Here is a 21,381-nt window from a genome sequence, read left to right as displayed (position 1 = left end):
TGCCGATCATGCCCCTGATTTACGTAACCAGCCCGATCCATCCAGATGTACTCAAGGCACTCTCAAAGGTAGGCCGCGTACAACTGGGCTATGGCCCGAACGCGGTCTCATATGGCGACATCCAGAGTCAGGTAGATGCCGTATTTTTGCGCGGTGGCCATTTCTCAGCCGCGATGATCGCCGCGTCTGCGAACCTGCGCATCATCGCCCGTCATGGCGCCGGCTACGACAATGTGGACCATGAAGCTGCAGCAGAGCTTGGCGTCTGGGTCACCAATACGCCCGGCGAAAACCGTCGCAGCGTCGTCGAGCACGTATTCGCCTTGTTGCTGGGCCTGAGCCGAAAAATACAGCTGGCGACCGACCAGACCCGCCAAGGCATCTGGGCGGCCGATCGCCTGTCGCTGACAGGCATCGAACTGGAAGGTCGGACCTTGGGCCTGGTCGGTTTTGGTGATATCGGTCGGAACGTGGCACCGGTTGCAGAGGCGTTCGGCATGCGGGTTCTGGCCACCGATCCTGCCTATGATTCAAGCGCTGACAAGCGCCTGGTGAGCTTCGATACGCTGCTCGCCGAAGCGGATGTGGTGAGTCTTCATGTGCCCCTGCAAGCCAGTACCCAGAACCTGATAGGTGGTCTGGAAATCGAAAAAATGAAAACCGGCGCCATCTTGATCAACACCAGTCGCGGTGGCGTGATCGATGAAGCGGCCGTTGCCGACGCCCTGCGCAGCGGCAAGCTGGGTGGCGTTGGTGTGGATGTGCTGGCGGCTGAAAACACCGACATGATTGCGCCGTTCAGCTGTAACAGCTTCCCGGTCTCGGAACTGCCCAATCTGTTGGTCACCCCTCATGTTGCGGGGCAAACCAACGAGTCACTGCTGCGCGTCGGCATGAGCGCAGCAGAAGCGATTGCCGCCGTCTTGCGCGGCGAAGCCCCCCAGCACCCCGTAAACAAACCGCTACCCAGGGCCTTCAACGGGTAACGGGTAAAACGAATTCACGCCGAGGTCATCATGTTTATCAATGCATCTGCTGAAAACATTACTGTGAGCGACGCCTGGGAACGCGCGTCGCTGCAACAGATTGAAGAAATATCCCGCTACCCGGTCGCGCTGATCGGCGACGTGTTGCAGCGTACCGGCATGATGGCTTCGGCCATTCAGCATGTGGCAGGCCGGCCATCATTCTTTGGCACGGTCCTGCCGATCCAGACCAGAGAAGGTGACAACCTGGCCATCCACAGGGCATTGGATGACGCCCGTCCGGGTGACGTTCTGGTGATTAATGGCCACGGTGAAACCAATCGTGCGGTGTTTGGTGACCTGCTAGGAGAAGTGTGTCTTGCCCGGCAGGTGGCGGCGGTGGTGATCGACGGCGCGGTGCGCGACGTGGAGGAACTGAGCGTTATGGGGCTGCCGACCTACGCACGGGCCGTGAACCCGGCCGGCCCTTCGAAGTACGGCCCAGGCCAGGTGGGTTCGCCGGTGGCCTGCGGTCATGTTGTCTGCAACCCAGGCGACGCGATTTTAGGAGACAAAGATGGCGTCATCGTCATCGGTCGCTCTGTGCTTGCCACACTTGCCGACAAACTCAAGGTCCAGGAAGCGATGGAGAACGATTTCAGGGACAAGGTTCGGGCAAGCATTCGTTGAGTCTTATCGAGACGGCCGTTAACAACCGTCGCCAGCATGCGGATTAATGGGGCATGCTGGCGGGCTCGGTTAGCGACCACGAAGCTTCACGAACACAGCTTCGCCTGCCGATACCCCACAAACGGCCGCACCAGGCTCAGCAAGCCAAGGCAAGCCATCAGCGCACCGACCCACAGCGGTGCGCGCAGCCCGTAACCGCCATCAATCGCCACGCCGCCCGCCCAACTGCCAAACGCCAACCCGGCGGTAATCACCGAGGTATGCAGCGTATTGACCAGCGCCCCCGGCTCGGCGGCGCGCATCACCCGCGCCACCATCGCCGGGTTAAGCGCCACACCGGTCAGCCCCAGCAGGATGAAACAGCCCAGGTTCAGCCACAGCTGATCGCCCGCCAGCGCAAAACCGGCCAGTGCCAACACCATCAAGGCCAGGCCCCAGCCCAGGGTTGGCAGCGTGTAACGATCCGCCAGACGCCCGACAATCATATTGCCCACTAAATTGGCCACCCCGTACAGCGCCAGCAACGGCGCGACATGCCCAGGGGCAACGCCCACTTCCTCGATCAGGATCGGCGTGCAGTAACTGAACGCCGCAAAGGTCGCACCGATGATCAAGCCACTGGTGATGTACGCGCCCCATAAACTGCGGTTATGCAGCGCCGCCCACTGCTGCGCCAGGCCCGATTCGCTGCCCGGTTGGCTGTGCGGCAATCGCACCGCCGCCAGTGCCGTGCACAACAACGCCAGCACCACCACCGCCCACGAACTGGCGCGCCAGCCATGATGCTGCTCGACCCAGGCGGTCATTGGCACGCCGGCGACCGGTGAAAGCATCAATCCGGCCAGCACTACCGCCACGGCCCGGCCACGCTCCGACACCTCGACCAGCTCGGCGCAGACCGTCATGCACAAACCAATACACACCGCACTGGACACGCCCATGATCACCCGCGCCAGCACCAGCACTTCGTAACTTTGCGCGGTGGCCGCGAGAACACCGGCGGCCACATACACACCGAGCAAGCCGGTGAGGGCGCGTTTGTTGCTGAAGCCACGGCTGAGCAGCAACACCGTGACCGGCGGCCCACCCAGCGCCATGCCCAGGGCATAGAAGGCGATCAGGTTGCCAACCTGGGCAAGGCTGACCGAGAAGGCCTGCGCCAGCGCGGGCATCATCCCGGCGATCATGAATTCGGCGGTGACCAGCGAAAAGATCGTCAAGGCCAGCAGGTAGACGGTAGAGGGGAGTTTTGGACGGTGAATCATTGACTGCTCAGACAGGAAAAAGGCACTTCACGGTAGGGATTGAGCCCGGATGGGTCAACCGCCGATTTCGAATGGGTAGATGACTGATGGCTATAAGGGGCAGGGTGGAACGGCTGACTGCACTTGTGCGAAAAGTCGTGATCTGTAGGGTGATTTCAGTCGGATCTGCAAGCTGATTGCAAGACGCCTCCCTTTTGTTTGAGTGAAATTTCCGAGAGAATCCCGACCGCTTGCGCCAGCTCGATTCGCTCACTAGGCTGCTTCCCGTCGCACAGATATGCGACGGGGCTTGGCCGCCCGAATATGCGGAAAGACAGTGCGTAAACGTTGGTGCGGATGCTATTGGTCTGCAACAGCACGTTATGGCAGCTGTACACGGGACACCCTCGGGTGTGCCGGGTTCTTCCGCATCCCGGTCGGCCAACCCTTGTACAGTTGCCACCTCATTGCTTGGCCGCGAGAGGTGGCGATATCACCTAATTTGCGGAGATACACCATGACTATGAAGCTTGTACCCGACCCACCTTCATCAACCACCCGGCCTGACTCTGGCCCGACCCTGATCTCCTTCGAAGACCAGCTCAACAGTGCCTGGGACGTGCTGTCCTGCGCCTATGCAACGGCCTATGAATGTGGCGACAGCCTGCATGGGCAACAGCGCAACCTGGCGATGGCTGCGGTGCATCTGGTGGCGCAGGCCCAGGCGATGCTTGAGCAGATGATCGAGCATTTGCCGAAGGGGGTTGGAGTGGGTGAGGGTGGCTGAGGTTTAGAGGTTGCGATTGTGCGGCAGGGGCTCGAAGTGGTTCGGGCTCCTGCATTTGAGGGATTAACCGGGCAAGATTCTAGGTGTGCCGCTTCACCATATGCGCGAGAAGCCTCGGGGTTTAGCCCGAGGTCGAGAGCGCGGACACCGCAGGCGTCCTGGTTGGGAGTCTGCTGTTCTTCGATGTATTGGCGCAGGATTTCAATCGGCGCACCGCCGCAGCTAGAGGCGAAACAGGATGGCGACCAGAGGACACCCCTTCGCTTGAGCCAGGGGTGGAAATCCCCGAACTGCTTACGCAGCCGTCTGGATGATACCCCCTTGAGTGAAGCCACCCGATTCGACAACGCCACCCATAGTTTGAAAGACCAAACCATAATTCATGCCATGAACCACACCAGGACCCTCAAGCTCCGAATCAAAGACAAGCACGCGAAAACGCTGCTTGCGATGGCGCGCGAGGTCAATATGGTGTGGAACTACTGCAATGAAACGAGTCATCGCGCCATCCGGGAACGCCACCAGTGGCTCTCCGGTTTTGACCTGCAAAAGCTGACCAATGGATTAAGCAAATGCGACGGCGTGCAGATCGGCTCGCCAACCGTGCAGCAGGTTTGCGAGGACTACGCCAAGGCCCGTAAGCAGTTCAAGCGTTCCAGGCTCAATTGGCGGGTGTCCAGCAGGAGCAGCCCCAAGTACAGCCTGGGCTGGATTCCATTCAAGGCTCGTGCCTTGCAATACAAGAATGGTCAGGTTCATTTCGCCGGGTTCAGGTTTGGCCTGTGGGACAGCTACGGTTTAAGCCAGTACGCCCTGCGGGCCGGAAGTTTCAGTGAAGATTCCAGGGGGCGCTGGTATCTCAATATCTGCGTGCAGGTTGAGAGCAAGCCGTGCATCGGCACTGCCGCAGTTGGCATCGACCTGGGCCTTAAAGCGGCGGCAACAACGTCTGAGGGCCAGGTGCTGGTCGGGCGTGAATATCGCACCCTGGAGCAGAAGCTGGGCATCGCTCAGCGTGCTGGCAAGAGGGCACGTGTTCGCGCCCTCCATGCCAGGATCAGGAACCGGCGCAAGGATGCGCAACACAAGTTCTCAACCTCCCTGGTTGAGCGCTGCGCCGCCATTTTTGTTGGCGATGTAGCCAGCGCCAAACTCGTCAAGACCCGAATGGCCAAATCCACGCTTGATGCAGGATGGGGCCAACTCAAGACAATGCTGGAGCAGAAATGCCAACGGGCAGGCGTTGTTTTTGAGGTTGTAGCCGAGCGCTATACCGCCCAGACCTGCTCGTGCTGTGGAAGCATTTCCACCAGCAGTCCGAAAGGTAGAGCTGGTTTGCGAATAAGAGAATGGACCTGCGTGTGCTGCGGTACAGCCCACGACCGTGATGTAAACGCGGCCCGGAACATTCTCGCGGCGGGGCATCGCCGTCTAGCTGTAGGAATCCCCGCTCTTTAGGGCGGGTAGGATGTCAAGACCAATCTGCCGCCTGAATGTCGCCATCGCTGCTTCACCTGAGTATCTCGCTCGGCATGGAGTGCCTCGATCGCCCGAGGAACTCAGAGAACACCGGCTGATCGCACGGCGCTTTCTGGGTGGATGCGTTTCGCCCTGGTCTTTGCGCGCCGATGACAACAGTGTCGTCAACTTCGACCCTACGGACTCGGCGGTGGCCACGCTCTCCGCACCGGAAGCAATCGTTCAGGCTGCGTGCGATGGCATCGGCATCGCTCAAGTAGCCGTGCACCTCGCATGGCGCAGCCTGCAAGAGGGTCGCCTGAAGATTTTATTGCATCGCTACCATCATCCAGGTGGCTACGAGCTGGCGATCCAGTATCCCCACCGTGCGCTGATTGCCCCGCGCGTCCGCGCCACACTGGACTACCTGCTTGAGGCACTGGCCGACGATCAGTTGCTCCATATCCCGCTGGGCGCGCTGGAATCCTATGTAGCCTGAGGCCATTCCCCATCTACGGTTTATCTTGTCCATGGTGGCCATTAGCGCATCTGTCCATCAGTGGATCGCCCTGACTTTCATAGGTGCTTTCGTGCACCAAGTAGCTCTTATTCGGCCACGGCGAAGATCCACTACTTCAGTCATCCAGACGTGGGGCCGTGAATAGGCTTGAGGCTTTATCTCCAGGCATATGGCATAAAGTTGAGATGTTCCGATAGACAGTCATGGCAAACCGTAACATTTCTGAGACACTCAATTGGACTCCGATCAGAGGTTCGCCCTGTAGCACCTCTTGGATCAACTGCATCTTGGATTCGCCCACGGAAATGTCTCTGTGGCCTACGTTGGGAGATCTGCTTGTCGACCGTTTCAGTGGATCAAAACAATGAGGGCCGTCTCTCCCACTTGCTCAATGCAAGTGAGCGACTGAGCACGGCACGGTCAGTGGACGAAGTTGTAGCCGTACTGCGAGACACCGCACGCGCGGCGGTAGGGGCAGAGGGCATCGCGGTTGTTATTGAAGACGCAGGGCGTTGTTCCTATGTTGCGGAAGATGCGGACTCCCCGCTTTGGCAAGGTCAGACCTTCCAGGCCGACCACTGTATTTCGGGTTGGGTTATGCATCACGGTGAGACTGTTGCGATTCGTGACGTCTGGGATGATCCGCGCATCCCGCAAGATGCTTATGCGCCGACGTTTGTCCGCAGCCTGGTCATGGTGCCCATAGGCAGGCCTGTTCCGGTCGCGGCGCTCGGAGCATATTGGTCGGCGGTCGGTGACCATGGTGGCGACACCGTTATGCGGCTGGAGAGTTTGGCGCGCCTTGCAACAATTGCCATCGAGAATGCTCGGCTTACCCAGGCGCGTAACCGCGCGATGGCCATCGGGGCTGCGCAAACCCGCATTCTGGAACTGGCTGTCGAAGACACTGCACTCAGCATCACGCTGGATGCCATTGTCCGCGAGATGGAAGCGCTGTCTTCAGCCCGGTTCCTGGGAAGCATCATGCTGCTGGATGAAGCTGGCCAGCAGTTGGAACACTGGGCAGGGCCTAGCCTTCCTGGCGCTTATAACGAAAGCGTTAAAGACATTACCCTCAAAGCACACACGAACGCCTGCACTGCCGACGCGTTGTTCGACCCACTGACTAACCTTCCCGAAATATCGAGTGGGCCGCTCTGGGTCGAGCTTCGCGCGTTGGCCATGAAACAAGGTCTGCAAGTCTGCTGGTCAATTCCGATCCGCTCCGCGCAGGGCGCACTACTCGGTGCTTTCGTCATGCACCACCCCGAGATGCGTGAGCCAACGCCCGGCGACACTGAAATCATCGACTTCGTCGCACAGACAGTCGCACTCGTCGTGCATCGTGCTCGTGCGGATGCCGAGACTCGCCGCAGTGAGGCCAGGCTGCGACTCGCGGTTGACCACGCCGACGTGGGGTTCTGGGACGTGGATTTCGTGCAGAACACGCTGGTCTGGCCTTCGCAGACCAAAGCGATGTTCGGCATATCGGCTGACGTCCCCGTCACGCTGCAGGACTTCTATGATGGCTTGCACCCCGAGGATCGTGACACGACGATTAAAGCTTTTACCGCCGCTATCGATCCTGAGCATCGCGCGCTTTACGACGTTGACTACCGTACGGTTGGTCGGGAGGACGGCATTGTTCGCTGGGTAGCGGCAAAAGGTCGGGGCGTGTTCGATGCAGCCGGGCGCTGTCTGCGCGTGACCGGCACGGCTATCGAGATCACCGACCGCAAGGCTGCCGAGGAAGAACTGCGCGAGCTCAATGCCACCCTCGAAGGGCGGGTCTCTCAGGCCATCGCCGAGCGCGAAGAAGCTCAGAAGGCGCTGCGGCAGAGTCAGAAGATGGAGGCGATGGGGCAGCTTACTGGCGGTGTCGCCCATGACTTCAACAACCTGCTTACGCCGATTGTCGGTACGCTCGACTTGCTCCAACGACGAGGTGAAGGGGGCGAGCGTGAGAAACGGCTCATCGCTGGGGCGATGCAATCAGCCGAGCGCGCCAAGACGCTAGTGCAAAGGTTGCTTGCATTCGCCCGCCGTCAACCCTTGCAACCGGTTCCAGTCGACGTGGCGAAGTTGGTGCGCGATATGGGCGATCTTGTGTCCAGTACCACTGGCCCTCAAATCAAAGTCGTCGTGGATTCACCGGAGAATCTCCCGGCAGCGATTGCAGATCTGAACCAGCTGGAAATGGCACTCCTCAATCTTTCCGTCAATGCGCGCGACGCAATGTTGGAGGGCGGAACGATGCGTATCTCGGCCAGCACCGAATGGGTCGAGCCGGGGCATCGCTCCAGACTGGCGACAGGCGAGTACTTGTGTCTGTCCGTGGCGGACACCGGCATCGGCATGGATGCAGCAACACTCGCCCGGGCGGTTGAACCGTTCTTTTCAACCAAAGGTGTCGGCAAAGGGACTGGCCTAGGGCTTTCAATGGTGCACGGACTGGCATTACAGTTGAACGGTGCGCTGACTCTGCGCAGCTCGCCAGGCCTTGGGACGAACGTAGAGTTGTGGCTTCCACGCAGCATGACAGTGCCGACAACAACGATGCGTATCATCGAAACTTCGGAGCCACGATCGACACGCGGGATCGCGCTGTTGGTAGATGACGAAGACGTGGTGCGTGCAAGCACTTCGTACATGCTGGCCGAGCTTGGCTACCGCGTAATTGAGGCCGCGTCTGGCGAGGAAGCGATGGAATTGGTTTCAACTGGGCAGCCACTGGATCTGCTCGTAACCGATCACCTCATGCCCGGTATTAGCGGCACCGTGTTGGCCGGTTTGATCCGCGACATCAGGCCTGGAGTGCCGATCCTGCTTGTTTCGGGTTATGCCGAAAGAGAGGGGCTCGATCCCGGCCTTCCGCGACTGACCAAGCCATTTCGCAAAGACGAGCTTGCATTAAGTTTGGCTCAACTTGAGCGGTAGTGGGGGCTCAGGTCACGAGCGTCAGCTATTTCATTGTCGACGGTCTTGATCGCGGCGGCTGCTTCAGGCGTTGTAGAGGGCCTCGAAGATCGAGCGCATATCGCCAGCCAGCCAACGAATGTCATGCCTATGATTCAGGCTCGTTTCCCGTCCAAAACAAGTGAGCGCGACGCGGTGGCGAAAAAAGTGTAGCTTCGATCTTCAGTTGGCGAGGTTATCTCATTGAACGACTCTGAACATCTGAAAGAACTGTGCGCCCGTTTCAACTCAGGAGAGCCCCTCAGTTTTTTGTTTTTCTGGGGGCACCAGCGCAGCAAAACTGCCGTCACGGCTTCGTGCTTCAGCCAATGGTTCGAGGCCGGGTTTACTGTAGAAGACCAATATTATCCGACGGCCGAGCACTTCATGATGGCCGAGAAAGCGGCCCTGTTCGCCGATCAGGATATTCGCGAGCAGGTGCTGAACGCGCCTACTCCCAATGCCGCCAAAGCACTTGGCCGTAAGGTGCGCGGGTTTGATAATGAGGTTTGGCTGCAACACCGATACGACATCGTCGTTCGAGCAAACCAGGCCAAGTTTTCTCAGAATTCGCAGTTAATGGAATATCTTCTGCAAACGGGTTCGCGCGTTATTGTCGAAGCCAGCCCGGTTGATAACATCTGGGGTATAGGGCTTGCACAGGACAACGCGGATGCGAACAATCCAAACCTATGGAAAGGCTTGAACCTGCTGGGTTTTGCACTGATGCAGGTGCGCGACGGGGGCAGCATCTCAGCCGCAAGGTAGTGATCTCAACCTGCCGCTGATTTCAGCGGCAGCTTCCGATCGGGTAACCATGTCCTTAACCACTTGACCATCGGATTGGGTTTGCGCCGGTAAGGCAACGGCGAAAGGGCAAGCGCTAAAAGAGCTACGACTATGGCCGAGCGGATGCAGAGTTTCAGGTCGGGCTGCGTGCTCCCGCAATTGACGGTGCTGAAAGTTGAGCCTTGAGGCATAGCCGCTTTCCTTCAAGCAACGCAACGTAGTCGATCATGAACCTGCGAAAGCCTTCTTTGAATATCCCGCTGTGCGCTTCTATCAATTCATTTTTACTGTAAGCGACCACGACAGGGCTGAACGGTTGGCTCCGGCCAGGTAACGCAGTCAGCGTTGCGCCGGCAAACGGAACACCGGGGTTGGTCAGGTCAAAACCCAATGCCTGCTGACAATAATTCTGCGAGAACTCGTAAGACGCGGTACCCGGCCGCAGCTCCAGCGAATGGGTTCGTTGTGGTTCGTACTCTCCCAATGCCGTTATCCACTGGGCTTGTTTTTCGTCGTTTGAGAATGTCGGCCGGAGCAAGGCACTAACGCGCCGACCTAGCGGGAAGAACTTCTGCCTTGCCCGATCCCCCTCTCCGGAAAACACCAGAAGTACAGGTGTCTGTGCCGGGCCGTAGGTGTATCTCGATTGCAGGGCTTGTAGTCTATCGAACTGCGCGGCTTCAAATGCTGGATTGATCAGCACGGCGACATCGCCCACGGCGGCCACTGGCATTTGTGCCGGCTGGCCCTCATGCAGCAGGAAATTATTCTCCAGCGTTGCTGCAACGGATTTATAAAGCACTTGCCCGCCAAAACTGTGACCAATACTGACCAAACCCATGAAATGTTTCTGATCGCCGTGGTTACGTTTTTTGTATATCTCGTTGAGGCGAAAGATGAACTCCCGCGCCGCACCTTCTCCCACTCGCTGCGCAGCAGCTTTACGTCCCCAGAAGGTTAAGTAGTCCAGAAGACCTGGAAGCGACCTGCCTCGCCAGGAAAGGTAGACGCCCACGACCTTCACATCACCACTGATGTCTAACGTTTCTCTGGCATCCTGATAAATCGTTTCCTTGAGCTTGTTATTCACTGCTTTGACTGTGACGTGAAAATCGCTGCGATTGGTATCGTCTTCGGCTGCGTTATGGTGCCAGCCATGAACAAACAGCAGCACGACGACATTGGAGCTTGCTGCGCTGTCATCGATTGCAGTGAGGATGGCTTCTGCCTTTGTGCGGTCCCAGAAATTGCCAAAGTCGTCAATCTCAACGTCGACTAATGATAAGTCGTGTACGGGTTGCAATGGCCCCTGCTGATAGGGTCGATGTCCATAATTGCATCCAGTCAGAGCTGCAGCCGTACTCAGCAAGGCTGCCAGGGCTTTTCTTCCTCGCTTTCCTGCATCATTGCTCATTTGATCCACCCCACTGGTTTTCAAGCCCGTGCTCAAGCTGACTGAGTATAGCTAGCGGCTTGGTACCGAACGTCAATGGCTGGCTCAATAAAAAATGGTGATCTGCCGGGCGGCTTCAGTCGAGCCTTCAGCTTGATTGCAAGACGCCTTCTTTTTGCTTGAGTAAAATTTTCGACAGAACCCCGACAGCTTGCACCCGCTCGATTCGCTCACCAGGCTACCCACCCTCTCTGAACCACACGGCAGGGGCTAGCCGCCCGAATGTGCCAAAGACAGTGCGCAAAGGCTGTCTCACATCCGCTCTTTTCAATTTCTCGGCCTGACTATGGGCCGCCCCTGATCTGCTTTGAAGAGCAGCTCATCAAAGCCTTGGCCATATCCGCTGCTACGCTCATCGCTACTCACCCGGAAGACCCGTCCAAAACGCCTGCAAGTGTCGCCAACATGGAGAAAAAGCAAGGCCGAGCTGTTCGACCCGCTGCATTGCTCTACTTCCGTACACTAATTACCACTACCATTCCTGGCTGAAGATGTGTTGCGTCGATTGCATTACAGTTGAAAAGGAACCGGTTTGAAAGATATTCGCTTGAAGTCAAATAGCGAGCTGGCGAAGCCAAAGTTTCCAGATACCGCTCAATGGCCGCGTATCCAGCGGCTTTTGCGCTTTGGTGGTGGCGCGTGTGTGCTGCATGGCCTGGCGTGGGGGAGCTATTACTCAACCCAGGGCATGGGCGTGTTGGCCGTGGTCTTGTTCGCTCTTATGGCGCTAGGGTTGGCGTGTCTGTATCTGGCGAAGACGCCCGAGCACGTGTCGCTAGGCATCGTTGTTCATGTGCTGCTGGTCCTGACCCTGTTCGCCAGCTTTGCCGATGCGCCAACAACTGCGGTCGGCAGGTCGACGCATCTGTTCTTCATGCCGATCGGCATTGCAACGTTCTTTCTGTTTCGCAGTGAGCGCTTTTACCTGCGCTGGCTTTTTCCAGGTATCTGTTTCAGCGCGCTCGCCGTTCTGGAGCTCAGTGAGATGAGCCTGGGGCAGGACCTTGAGCTGTTACCCGCCACTATCCGTCAACTGGGCCATGACCTGAACACCCTTACAGCCATGGTGCTGACGGTGGGTGTACTGGCGATCTTTCGTGAGGACCTTGGCGCGAAGGTCGACCAATACACGGCGCTGGCCCGAGCGGTTGCGCAGCGCGAGCTGTGTGCTTACTTGCAACCCCAGGTGTCATCCGATGGGCGCGTGATCGGCGCGGAAGTGCTGTTGCGCTGGGACCGGCCCGGCCACGGCATCCAGTCGCCCGCCACCTTTATCCGCCTGGCAGAAGAAACCGGCCTTATTCATGAAATGGGGTTGATGGTTCTGGAGCAGGCCTGTTGGCACTTGAAAGCCTGGTCCAGGCTGCCGGGTGTCGATCAGTGGACGCTGTCGGTCAATGTCAGCCCCTTGCAACTGACGTCCAAATCGTTCGTTGCAGATGTGAGGGCTGTCTTGCACAAGGTCGGTGTCCCAGCCAACCGGCTGTGCCTGGAAATTACCGAATCGGTGTTTACCGGCGACCTTGGGTTGATCGCTGCAAAAATGAACGCGCTGCGCGACGACGGCATTAGCTGGTCGCTGGACGATTTCGGCACGGGCTTCTCTTCACTGTCGTTGCTGCAAGCGCTGCCACTGGATGAATTGAAGATTGATCAGTTATTTGTCCATGACATTGAGAAGGACCCAAGCAAGCGCGAATTGGTGAGAAAAATCATCGAAATTGCGGGCATTCTTGGCGCATCGACCATTGCTGAAGGGGTCGAAACCCGACCGCAAAGTGAATGCTTGAGAGCACTGGGCTGCGAGGTGTTCCAGGGTTATCTGTTCGGGCGGCCGATTGCGGCGGATGAGTTTCTGGAGGCGTATTCACCGACGCTGGTTCAGCCTTAGTCGCATGAGTGTTTTGACGATCAAAAGCGGCCCCTGCCATTCACAGCAGGGGCCGTGGTCGCTGGCGAACTCTTTTCAACGCTGACCGGCAACGAACCGCTCGGCATTGGCCTGGTCGGCAATCGGCGCCAGCAGCGCTGGATCAAAATCGCTCAAAGCGTTCCCGCCAGCCACACTCCGCGGCCGGGAATCAGCGAGCTGTCATCACCGGAAGCGGCGCCGCCGATTGCGGGTTACACCTATCGCTTGATCATTTCGCCTTGCGGGTCAGCCAGGCTGCCCAGAACAGGCTGCTGAAAAACTGGGTAGCATCGCCGAATCCGGCGTCGTGCAGCAGCTTTTGCACGGCCATATCCGAGTGTGGCGGGTCAGCGCCTTGAAGAATCTTGCCGAGCTTGGCCTTTACCTCATCGGCATTGGCCCCATGCTGCCGCCAACGCTGCCCCCAGGCTTGCAGCAACAACGGTTGGGAGGCGTAGGCATAGCGATTGCCCGCGACAATCAGCGGTGCATCCGGCTTGAGGCGCGCATGGATCGAGCGCAGCAGTTGCAGTTTGCAGTCGTCGCCTGGCACGTGATGAAGCACGCCGATCAGGGTGGCCGCGTCGTAAGGCTCGGCCGCAACCAGGTCTTCAACATGCCCAAGAACTATCTCCGTCCTTGCCAGCAACTGGTTTGCCTCCAGTTGCTGTTTCGCGGTCTCAAGCATCGGCGCGCAAGGGTCAACAGCGGTGAAATGCCAGCGCTGTTCAAGCTTGCCCATGGCGATAATTTCCTGGGCCGTTCCGCCGGCACCGACCACCAGTACCTTCGCCGTCTTTCCATTACCCAGGCTTGCGGCCAACATGCAGGCCGCCAGATCCTGGCAAGCGTCATAGCCGGCCAAGGCGATTCGGCTTTGGCGGCCGTACTCGTCAGCCCGCGAGGAGTCAAATTTTGCTGCTGGGTCGAGGTTTGATGAGTTCACAGTGGCGCTCCTTTTCCTTGCAACACGCTACGCCAGATCTTTTAATAATAAAAATTCATTAGTTTTATAGTTTGGATTCCTGAATGGAATGCGAGGCGCTCAATGGTTCATTCGGCGCCTGTGCCGCTCTTGAAGGATTGGAATCAATGGGAGCAAGTGCATGACACAGTCAAACCGTCCCGATGTGACATTCCATCTGGACGAATACCGGTTCTCGGCCCGCTGTTCAGTGTTTCTGCGCAATGGGCAGGGCGATGTGCTGGTGCAAAAGAAAAAAGCCGACAGCGAAGCCAGCTGGGCGTTGCCCGGTGGCCGGTTGAAAGTTGGCGAGTCGCTGCTCGACGGCGCAATCCGCGAGATAACCGAGGAGTTTGGCGTGTCCACCCATGGCCATCGCTTTTTGGGCATCATTGAGCAGAACATCGTTATCGGTGACCAGCGCCTGCATGAGCATAACTTTGTTTACAGCGCCGACTTCACTGGTGCGGTCGTGCTTTTTGATGAGTCCCTGGACTGGAAGTGGATGCCTGGCGACAAGATCGAGGCGATCAAACCGGCTGGTTGTGCTGGGCTGCTCGGTGGTGTTTCGACGCTGATCTCCAACGGCTTCAGCCGCGAAAGCTTGCCGGCTAAAGGCAGTCCTGCGGGGTAATGTCGATCAGTTAAGGCGGTTCAGGTATGCTTCACTGCCTTGTTGCTGCCCTGTGGGAGCGAGCTTGCTCGCGAAGGGGCCAGTGAAATCAGTACATCAGAGGTGGGTTTTACGCCGCCTTCGTCGGTATGCCGCTCAGACCAGGGTCACCACAAGAATCGCGGTTTTCGCGGCTGAAGCCGCTCCTACGGGGCCCTGTGTTTGCAGCGCGACAATCAAAGGCTTACCCCGACTCGCGTTTCGTAGAGTATCCAGGCTTCAGACGCTCTACTCAGGGTGTCTCATCGATCCCGCTGATGATTACTATCGAAACGCTCGCCTGTCTGCCTTTCACAGCCGACTCCTATAATCGCCTGCCATTTCCCTCCGCTTTCTACGCCTGCTTCAGGCGACCTTACCCATGGAACCCAGCCCCATGCCAAGTGCCAGTCAGGCCCCTCATAACATTCCCGAACACAATCAACAGAGCGTCGTCCAGCAGTGGCTGGCGATTCTCTCGGTCGCGGTTGGCGCCTTTGCGCTGGTGACCAGCGAGTTTCTCCCGGTCGGCGTGCTCAACGATGTCGCCAGCGACCTCGGTATCAGCGCCGGCCACGCCGGGCTGATGGTGACCTTGCCCGGCATCATGGCCGCGCTGGCCGCGCCGTTGCTGTCGGTGGGCATTGGTGCGCTGGATCGGCGCTATTTGCTGATCAGCCTGACGCTGCTGATGATCATCGCCAACGCGGTGGTGGCCTACGCCGCCGACTTCAACCTGCTGCTGTTCGGCCGCGTGCTGCTGGGTATCAGTATCGGCGGCTTCTGGGCGACCGCCATTGCCCTCAGTGGTCGCCTGGCGCCTAAAGGGGTCGGGGTGGCGCAAGCGACCTCGATCATCATGGTCGGTGTGACCCTCGCCACGGTGTTGGGCGTACCCGTCGGCACCTGGCTGAGCGGCCTGATGGGCTGGCGCATGACTTTTCTGGTGACCGCGCTGGTGGGCGTGCCGGTGCTGTTGGCGCAGATCTTCCTGCTGCCACGGCTGGCGCCGGACAAGGCGATCCGGGTCAGTGACCTGCCGGCGCTGTTTATCAACCCGCAGGCACGGGTGGGCTTGATTGCGGTATTGCTGATTGGCCTGGCGCACTTTGCGGCGTACACCTATGTCGCGCCTTTCTTCAAACAAAGCTCCGGCTTCGACGGGCCGACCATTGGCTCATTGCTGCTGCTCTATGGCATCGCCGGGGTCGCAGGCAACATCTTTGCAGGCTTTGCCGCCAACCGCAGTGTGCGCCATACCCTGATGCTGGTCGCGTTGATGATCGGCATCAGCACCGCGTTGTTCCCGTACTTTGCCACCGGCATGACCGGCGCAGTGATGCTCATCGCCTTGTGGGGCTTCGCGTTCGGTGCCTTCCCGGCCTGTTCCAGCATCTGGATGTTTATCGTCGCACCCAAGGATGTCGAGCGCGGCATGCCACTGTTCGTGGCGATGTTCCAGGTGATCATTGCCTTGGGTTCGTTCTTCGGCGGGCAGATCGTCGACCAGTTGGGCACCTCGGTGCTGTTGAGCCTGGCCACGGCGCTGGTGGGCTGCGGATTTGTGACGGTGCTGGTGTTGGGCCGGGGCGTCAGTAACAGCCTGGCGGCGCAGCCGGGCTAGGAACAGCAATGCTCGGATAATTACCGTGCACCCGGTGGGAGGGATCTGCTAGTGAAGAGGCCAATATGGATCACAGGATCTGCTGAGAATGTACTGGCCTATTCGTCGGCAAGCCAACCCACCGGTTCCGCGCCGCGCGCCAATTATGTGGTTGACCGATGTTCAGTAGGAGTGGCCGGCCGGCGCCCCGGTCAGCCGGCCATTCAAGCCGCCGCCCGCTCGGCCTTGCGCCCCGGTATCGCGCCAATCAATTCCCGCGTGTACTGCGCCTGCGGCTCGCCAAACACCGTGTCCACGCTGCCATATTCGACCACTTGCCCTTGCTTGAGCACCAGCACCTGGTGCGCGACATTGGCGACCACCGCCAGGTCGTGGGACACCAGCACGTAGGCGATGCCCAGTTCGCGTTGCAGCTCTTCGAGCAGGTCGAGGATCTGCGCCTGCACTGATACATCCAGCGCACTGACCGGCTCGTCCAGCAGCAACAGGTCCGGCTGTAAGGCCAGCGCGCGGGCGATGGCCACCCGTTGGCGTTGCCCGCCTGACAACTCACGAGGCAAGCGGTCGAGGTAGCTGACCGGCAAGTGCACGCGGCTGATCAGTTCGCGTGCCGCCTGCTCCAGTGCCGCGCCTTTTAGCAGGCCGAACGACACCAGCGGTTCGACGATGCTGTCGAAGATGGTGAAGCGGGGGTCGAGGGCGGCGAAGGGGTTTTGCTGGACCAGTTGCATGCGCTTGCGCAGCGGGCGGAAGTCGCGCCAGTTCAGGTCGGTGACGTCTTGTTGCTCGAACAGCACCCGGCCGCTGCTGGGCTTTTCCAGGCCCAGAGCGATCCGCAGCGCGGTGCTTTTGCCCGAGCCGGATTCGCCAACGATGGCCAGGGTCTGGCCGGGGTAGACATTAAGGGTCAAGCCTTGCAGGGCAGTGAACTGCGAGTCCTGGCCTTTGATTTTCGGCAGGTCGAAGACTTTGCCGACATTGCGCAGGCTAAGGATTGGCGCTTTGTCGTCAGGCGCAACAGGCCGCTGCGACAGCGGGCGACGCTGGCTGAACGCAGGGGCTGCTGCGAGCAGGGCGCGGGTGTAGTCGTGTTGTGGCTGGGCGAGGATGGTTTGCGGCGCGCCCTGTTCGACCAGTTCGCCCTGTTTCATCACCAGCAGGCGGTCGGCGCGGTCGCTGGCCACGCCCAGGTCGTGGGTGATGATCAGCAACGAGATGCCGCGTTCGCTGACCAGTTGTTGCAGGTGGTCGAGGATTTTGCGCTGCACGGTCACGTCCAGCGCGCTGGTCGGCTCATCGGCAATGATCAGCCGCGGGTTGCCGGCCAGGGCGATGGCGATCAACACGCGCTGACGCATGCCGCCGGACAGCTCATGGGGGTACTGGCGGGCGCGCAGTTGCGGGTTGTCGAGGCCGACCTGTTGCAGCAGTTCGATGATGTCGGCATCGACGCTCGGGTAGCGGCGACCATGGGCGAGGATCAGCGCTTCGCCGATCTGCTGGCCGATGCGCAGGGTCGGGTTGAGGCTGACCATCGGGTCTTGCGGCACCAGGCCGATCACCCGGCCACGCAACTGACGTTTCTGGCGTTCGCTGGCGTGGGCCAGGTCGGTGCCATCGACCCGCAGTTGGCCGCCGGTGATTTTCGCGTTGTCTGGCAGCAGGCCGAGAATCGCGTTGGCCATTGTTGATTTGCCAGAGCCCGACTCGCCGACGATGGCCACGGTTTCGCCCTGGCTGACGCTGAACGAAACGTTGCGCACCGCATGGGTGAGTTGCCCGGCAGAGGCGTAGGTCACAGCCAGTTGCTGGACGTCGATCAAAGGCGTTGGCGTGCTCATCGCGGGTTCTCCTCGAAGGTGCGGGCGATATGGTTGAGGCTGAACACCACGGCCACCACGAACAGGCCGGGCAGCAGCGAGACCCACGGGGCGGTGATCAGAAAGTGTCGGCCGTTGGCGATCAGCGTGCCCCACTCGGCAGCCGGTGGCGCGGCGCCAAAGCCGAGAAAGCTCAGGCCAGCAGTGGCGAGAATGGCCGCACCGAAGTCCAGCGTGGCGAGCACTGCCACCGGGCCCCAGGCGTTGGGCAGGATGTGCCGCACCAGGGTCCGTCCCCAACTGGCGCCGCCCAGGCGTGCGGCTTCAACGTAAGGCAGGGTCTTGACCCTTAGGACTTCGGCCCGTGTGGTGCGGGCGAAGCCTGGGATGATCCCGACCCCCACGGCAATCGCCACCGGTACGGTGCCAAAGCCGATCGCGGTGACGATGGCCAGCGCCAGCAGCAGGCCGGGCAGGGCCAGCAGCACATCGACAAAGCGCATGATCAGCGCGTCGATCCGGCCGCCGGCAAAACCCGCCAGCACGCCCAGCCCCAGGCCGCCGACCAGGGCAATGCCCACCGCCAGCAGTGCAGCCTGGATCGACAGGCTGGAGCCATACACCAGCCGGGTATACAGGTCGCGGCCCAGCTCGTCGGTGCCGAACCAGTGGGTCAGGTTTGGCGCGGTGAGCTTGACGCTGGGGGCGGTGGCGTAGGGGTCGAAGCTGGTCAGCAGGTGCGGCGCCAGCGCGGCAAGCAGGGCGAAGCCGACGATCAGCAGCGCCAGGCTGAAGCCGGGTTTGCGCAGCAACGGCAACAGCGCCGTGCCCAGGCGTTGCAGGCGGCTGCGGCGGCGCCAGAGCGGCGCGGCAGTGGTGATCGAGTTATCGCGTAACAGGCGGCTATCGGTGCTCATGGTCAGGACACCTTCGGTTGGTGAGTGATGCGCGGGTCAAGGTAGGGGTAGAGCAGGTCGACCAGCAGGTTGATCAGCACAAAAGCCGCTGCCGAGGCGGCGACGATCCCCAGTACCACCGGGATGTCCTGGCGTAGCACCGCTTCCTGGGCCAGGCGGCCAACGCCGTTGCGGGTAAAGATGGTTTCGACCAGTACCGCGCCAGACACGGTGTTGCCGACCTGCAGGCCGATCAGGGTGAGGATCGGCAGCGCGGCGTTCTTGAAGCCGTGGCGCAGTTGCACCTGGCCACGGCTCAAGCCTTTGGCGTAGGCGGTGGCGATGTAGGGTTCCTGCCACACGCCTTGAAAGCCGCGTTGCAGCACCTGGGCGTACACCGCTGCACTGGGAATCGCCAGGGTGACGGCCGGCAGGATCAGGCTTTCAAAGCCCTTGCTGCCAGTGGCCGGAAACCAGCCCAGGCTGAACGCAAAGACCTGGATCAGCAGCAGGCCCATCCAGAACACCGGCACCGAAAAGCCCAGCGACGGCAGGCGTGCCAGGGCGACTTTCAGCGGTTGCCAGCGAATATAGGACGCCAGGTAAGCCAGGCCGATGCCGCCGATCAGCGACAGCACGATGGCCAGGCCCGCGAGGGCGAGGGTTTGCGGCAGGCGCTCGGCGAGCAGTTCGTTGACCGGGCGGTTCAGCGACAGTGACTGGCCGAAGTCACCTTGAATGGCCCGCCACAGCAGGTCGAAATATTGCTCGAAGATGCCTTTGTCCAGGCCGTAATAGGCCCGGGCTTTGGCAAGGTCTTCGGGGCTCAGCGCATCGGCCTCCAGGCCCGAGGCGCTGAGCATGATCGACAAGGTGTCGCCGGGCAGCATGTAGAGGATGAAGTAGGTGATGGTGTAAGCCCCCCACAACACCAGCAGGGCCTGGCCCACGCGGCCGATCAGGTAGCGGTTCATTTTTTCGCCTCTTGGTTGCCTGCCAGTTCGATGTCGCTGAGCAGGGCGAAGCCCTCAGCGGTCCAGCGGAAATTCTTCACTTTGGCGGCGGTGGCGGCCTGCCAGACCCGCTCGTACACCGGGAATGCCGAGCCTTCGTCGACCAGCAGGTCTTGCAGTTCGCCATACGCGGCGGCGCGTTGCTCGCTCTGGGTGGCAGTGATGCCGGCGTCGAACAGGGCCTTGGCTTTTTCCAGGGTTTGCGGCTCGTAGATGTTGGTGGCCAGTGCCGCACTGTTGGCGGCGCGGGGGTCAAGAATCGTCTGCAGGATGATCGGGTCGGCGCGGGTCATGTAGTTGATGCTCAGGTCGTAGTTGCCCGAGGCGTTGTTGGCAACCCACTCGGCGCGGGTCACGACACTGAGTTTCAGGTCCACGCCGACTTTGCGCAGTTGGTCTTGAATCAGCACGTCGCCGGCGGTTTCTGCCGGGCTGATGTTGTAGCTCAGGCTCAGGCGTTTGCCGTCCTTGTAGCGATAACCGTCGGTGCCTTTGGCCCAGCCGGCGCTGTCGAGCAACTGCTCGGCGCCGGCCGGGTCGTAGGCCAGCTTGGCGGCCTGGCTCTTGAAGTACGGGGTGGTGACGTCGAAGATCCCGGTTACCACCGGGAACTCGGCGTTGTATACGGCGCTGGCGTAGGTCTTGCGGTCGATGGCTTTTTGCAGGGCCAGGCGCACTTGCTTGTCGCTGAGCAGGCGCTCGCCACGGGTGTTGGGGAACAGGTTGAGTGCCGGGCCGGGCAGTGAACGGCTCTGGATGGTCGCGCCCTTGGACTGGAACAGCTTCAGGTCGACTTCCGAGAACGGGTTGCGCGGCCAGAGGATGTCGGCCTTGCCTTGTAAAAACAGCCCGTTGCGTACGCTTTCTTCCGGGATGTAGCTGATCTCGACGGTGTCGAGGTGTGCTTCACCCTGATTTTTCACGTTGGCCGAGGCCCAGTGGTAGCCCTTGCGCTTGACCAGCTTTGCGCCGCTTTCCGGGGTGTAGTGTTCCAGGGTGAACGGGCCGGTGCCGATGATCTTGCCCAGCGAGCGCTCCTTGGCGGTCAGCTTGTACGAGGCCGGGGCGAGGATCGCCAGGTTGGTGGTGGAGGTGGCTTGCAGGAAGCCGGCGTTGGGCTTGGACAGCACCAGCTTGAGGGTAAAGTCATCAACCACTTCAGCATGGTCATAACCGGCCAGGTAGGTGGCGCCGAAGGTCGCCGGCAACTCGGTGGCGAACGCCTTGTTGCTGTCGAAAGCAGTCTTCACGGCATGGGCATCGAAGCGCTCGCCGTTACTGAAGGTCACGTCGTCACGCAGCTTGAAGGTGTAGGTCAGAGCGTCGTCGCTGACCTCCCAGCTTTTCGCCAGCCAGGGGATGATCTTGCCGGTGTCCGGGTCCTGGTCAGTGAGCGATTCAGCGACGTTGCGCAGCAGTACCCGGTGCTCCAGCCAATAGACCTGGAAGGGGTCGACGCTGACCAGGGTGGTGTTGTCACCCCAGAAGGCGATGTTCAGGGTCTTGCTGGCGGCTTGGTCGCCGGATGGCGAGCACCCGGTCAGCGCCAGAGTCAGTGCGACAGAGGCCAGCAGGCGGCCGGGGAAAACAGCTTGGGTCATGGTGGTGTCCTTGTATCAATACTGTCTGCTAAGGCGGT

At 60.1% G+C, this 21,381-nt stretch carries 17 protein-coding genes and 1 pseudogene; 10 read left to right on the top strand and 8 right to left on the bottom strand.

The features are described from left to right. Nucleotides 1-8: 8 nt before the first annotated feature. Nucleotides 9-986, top strand: coding sequence for a hydroxyacid dehydrogenase (locus tag NJC38_RS19500; RefSeq protein WP_253116655.1), 978 nt, complete (start codon nt 9-11; stop codon nt 984-986). Nucleotides 987-1,016: 30 nt separating this feature from the next. After that, complete coding sequence (locus tag NJC38_RS19495; protein ID WP_253116652.1) at nt 1,017-1,655, top strand: RraA family protein; 639 nt, start codon at nt 1,017-1,019, stop codon at nt 1,653-1,655. Nucleotides 1,656-1,741: 86 nt separating this feature from the next. On the opposite strand, the gene NJC38_RS19490 is transcribed toward NJC38_RS19495, so the two are convergent. After that, nucleotides 1,742-2,920 (bottom strand): MFS transporter, encoded by a 1,179-nt coding sequence (locus NJC38_RS19490; RefSeq protein WP_253116650.1) that lies wholly within the window; start codon nt 2,918-2,920, stop codon nt 1,742-1,744. 496 nt (nt 2,921-3,416) lie between these two features. Between NJC38_RS19490 and NJC38_RS19485 the strand changes: the two genes are divergently transcribed. Continuing rightward, entirely contained in the window at nt 3,417-3,686 is a 270-nt protein-coding gene (locus NJC38_RS19485; RefSeq protein WP_253116648.1) for a hypothetical protein, read from the top strand. 161 nt (nt 3,687-3,847) lie between these two features. Here the strand turns inward: NJC38_RS19485 and NJC38_RS19480 are convergent. Then, nucleotides 3,848-4,039, bottom strand: a pseudogene (locus tag NJC38_RS19480) (transposase); the annotation flags it as partial. A gap of 34 nt (nt 4,040-4,073) precedes the next feature. Between NJC38_RS19480 and NJC38_RS19475 the strand changes: the two are divergent. From NJC38_RS19475 to NJC38_RS19460, 4 genes are all read left to right on the top strand, one after another. Beyond that, entirely contained in the window at nt 4,074-5,144 is a 1,071-nt protein-coding gene (locus NJC38_RS19475) for a transposase (RefSeq protein ID WP_253116714.1), read from the top strand. Between the two features lie 10 nt (nt 5,145-5,154). Further along, a complete protein-coding gene (locus NJC38_RS19470; protein ID WP_253116646.1) occupies nt 5,155-5,643 on the top strand; it encodes a LysR substrate-binding domain-containing protein in 489 nt (162 codons plus the stop codon). Nucleotides 5,644-6,087: 444 nt separating this feature from the next. Further along, on the top strand, nt 6,088-8,601 hold the full coding sequence (locus NJC38_RS19465) for an ATP-binding protein (RefSeq protein ID WP_253116644.1): 2,514 nt from the start codon (nt 6,088-6,090) through the stop codon (nt 8,599-8,601). Between the two features lie 222 nt (nt 8,602-8,823). Next, the gene (locus NJC38_RS19460; RefSeq protein WP_253116642.1) at nt 8,824-9,387 is read left to right on the top strand and encodes an NADAR family protein; all 564 of its coding nucleotides are present in this window, start codon (nt 8,824-8,826) and stop codon (nt 9,385-9,387) included. 154 nt (nt 9,388-9,541) lie between these two features. Here the strand turns inward: NJC38_RS19460 and NJC38_RS19455 are convergent, their stop codons facing one another. Next, nucleotides 9,542-10,822 (bottom strand): hypothetical protein, encoded by a 1,281-nt coding sequence (locus NJC38_RS19455; RefSeq protein ID WP_253116640.1) that lies wholly within the window; start codon nt 10,820-10,822, stop codon nt 9,542-9,544. A gap of 586 nt (nt 10,823-11,408) precedes the next feature. Here NJC38_RS19455 and NJC38_RS19450 point away from each other — a divergent pair. Continuing rightward, nucleotides 11,409-12,752: an EAL domain-containing protein gene (locus tag NJC38_RS19450; RefSeq protein WP_253116638.1), complete on the top strand. Its 1,344-nt coding sequence runs from the start codon at nt 11,409-11,411 to the stop codon at nt 12,750-12,752. A 250-nt stretch (nt 12,753-13,002) separates the two neighbouring features. Here NJC38_RS19450 and NJC38_RS19445 read toward each other — a convergent pair whose 3' ends face one another. Beyond that, entirely contained in the window at nt 13,003-13,719 is a 717-nt protein-coding gene (locus NJC38_RS19445; protein WP_253116636.1) for a class I SAM-dependent methyltransferase, read from the bottom strand. 160 nt (nt 13,720-13,879) lie between these two features. Between NJC38_RS19445 and NJC38_RS19440 the strand changes: the two genes are divergently transcribed. Continuing rightward, nucleotides 13,880-14,371 carry an NUDIX hydrolase gene (locus NJC38_RS19440; RefSeq protein WP_253116634.1) on the top strand — a complete coding sequence of 164 codons (492 nt, stop codon included), beginning with the start codon at nt 13,880-13,882 and terminating at the stop codon, nt 14,369-14,371. A 415-nt stretch (nt 14,372-14,786) separates the two neighbouring features. Continuing rightward, nucleotides 14,787-16,013 (top strand): MFS transporter, encoded by a 1,227-nt coding sequence (locus NJC38_RS19435; protein WP_045492137.1) that lies wholly within the window; start codon nt 14,787-14,789, stop codon nt 16,011-16,013. Between the two features lie 203 nt (nt 16,014-16,216). On the opposite strand, the gene NJC38_RS19430 is transcribed toward NJC38_RS19435, so the two are convergent. From NJC38_RS19430 to NJC38_RS19415, 4 genes are read right to left on the bottom strand one after another with little or no spacing between them, the layout of a single operon-like run. Next, nucleotides 16,217-17,854, bottom strand: coding sequence for an ABC transporter ATP-binding protein (locus NJC38_RS19430; protein WP_253116632.1), 1,638 nt, complete (start codon nt 17,852-17,854; stop codon nt 16,217-16,219). Continuing rightward, on the bottom strand, nt 17,851-18,750 hold the full coding sequence (locus NJC38_RS19425; RefSeq protein ID WP_045492134.1) for an ABC transporter permease: 900 nt from the start codon (nt 18,748-18,750) through the stop codon (nt 17,851-17,853). The genes NJC38_RS19430 and NJC38_RS19425 overlap by 4 nt, the downstream gene beginning before the upstream one ends. Before the next feature lie 2 nt (nt 18,751-18,752). Next, nucleotides 18,753-19,703 (bottom strand): ABC transporter permease, encoded by a 951-nt coding sequence (locus NJC38_RS19420; RefSeq protein WP_045492132.1) that lies wholly within the window; start codon nt 19,701-19,703, stop codon nt 18,753-18,755. Continuing rightward, complete coding sequence (locus tag NJC38_RS19415) at nt 19,700-21,343, bottom strand: ABC transporter substrate-binding protein (RefSeq protein ID WP_253116630.1); 1,644 nt, start codon at nt 21,341-21,343, stop codon at nt 19,700-19,702. Before NJC38_RS19415 ends, NJC38_RS19420 begins: the two co-directional genes overlap by 4 nt. Nucleotides 21,344-21,381: the final 38 nt, after the last annotated feature.

The organism is Pseudomonas sp. 21LCFQ010 (assembly GCF_024129905.1).
Lineage (GTDB): Bacteria > Pseudomonadota > Gammaproteobacteria > Pseudomonadales > Pseudomonadaceae > Aquipseudomonas.
The sequence above is the reverse complement of the archived record's forward strand: the minus strand, read 5'-3'. Positions and strand labels throughout refer to the sequence as shown.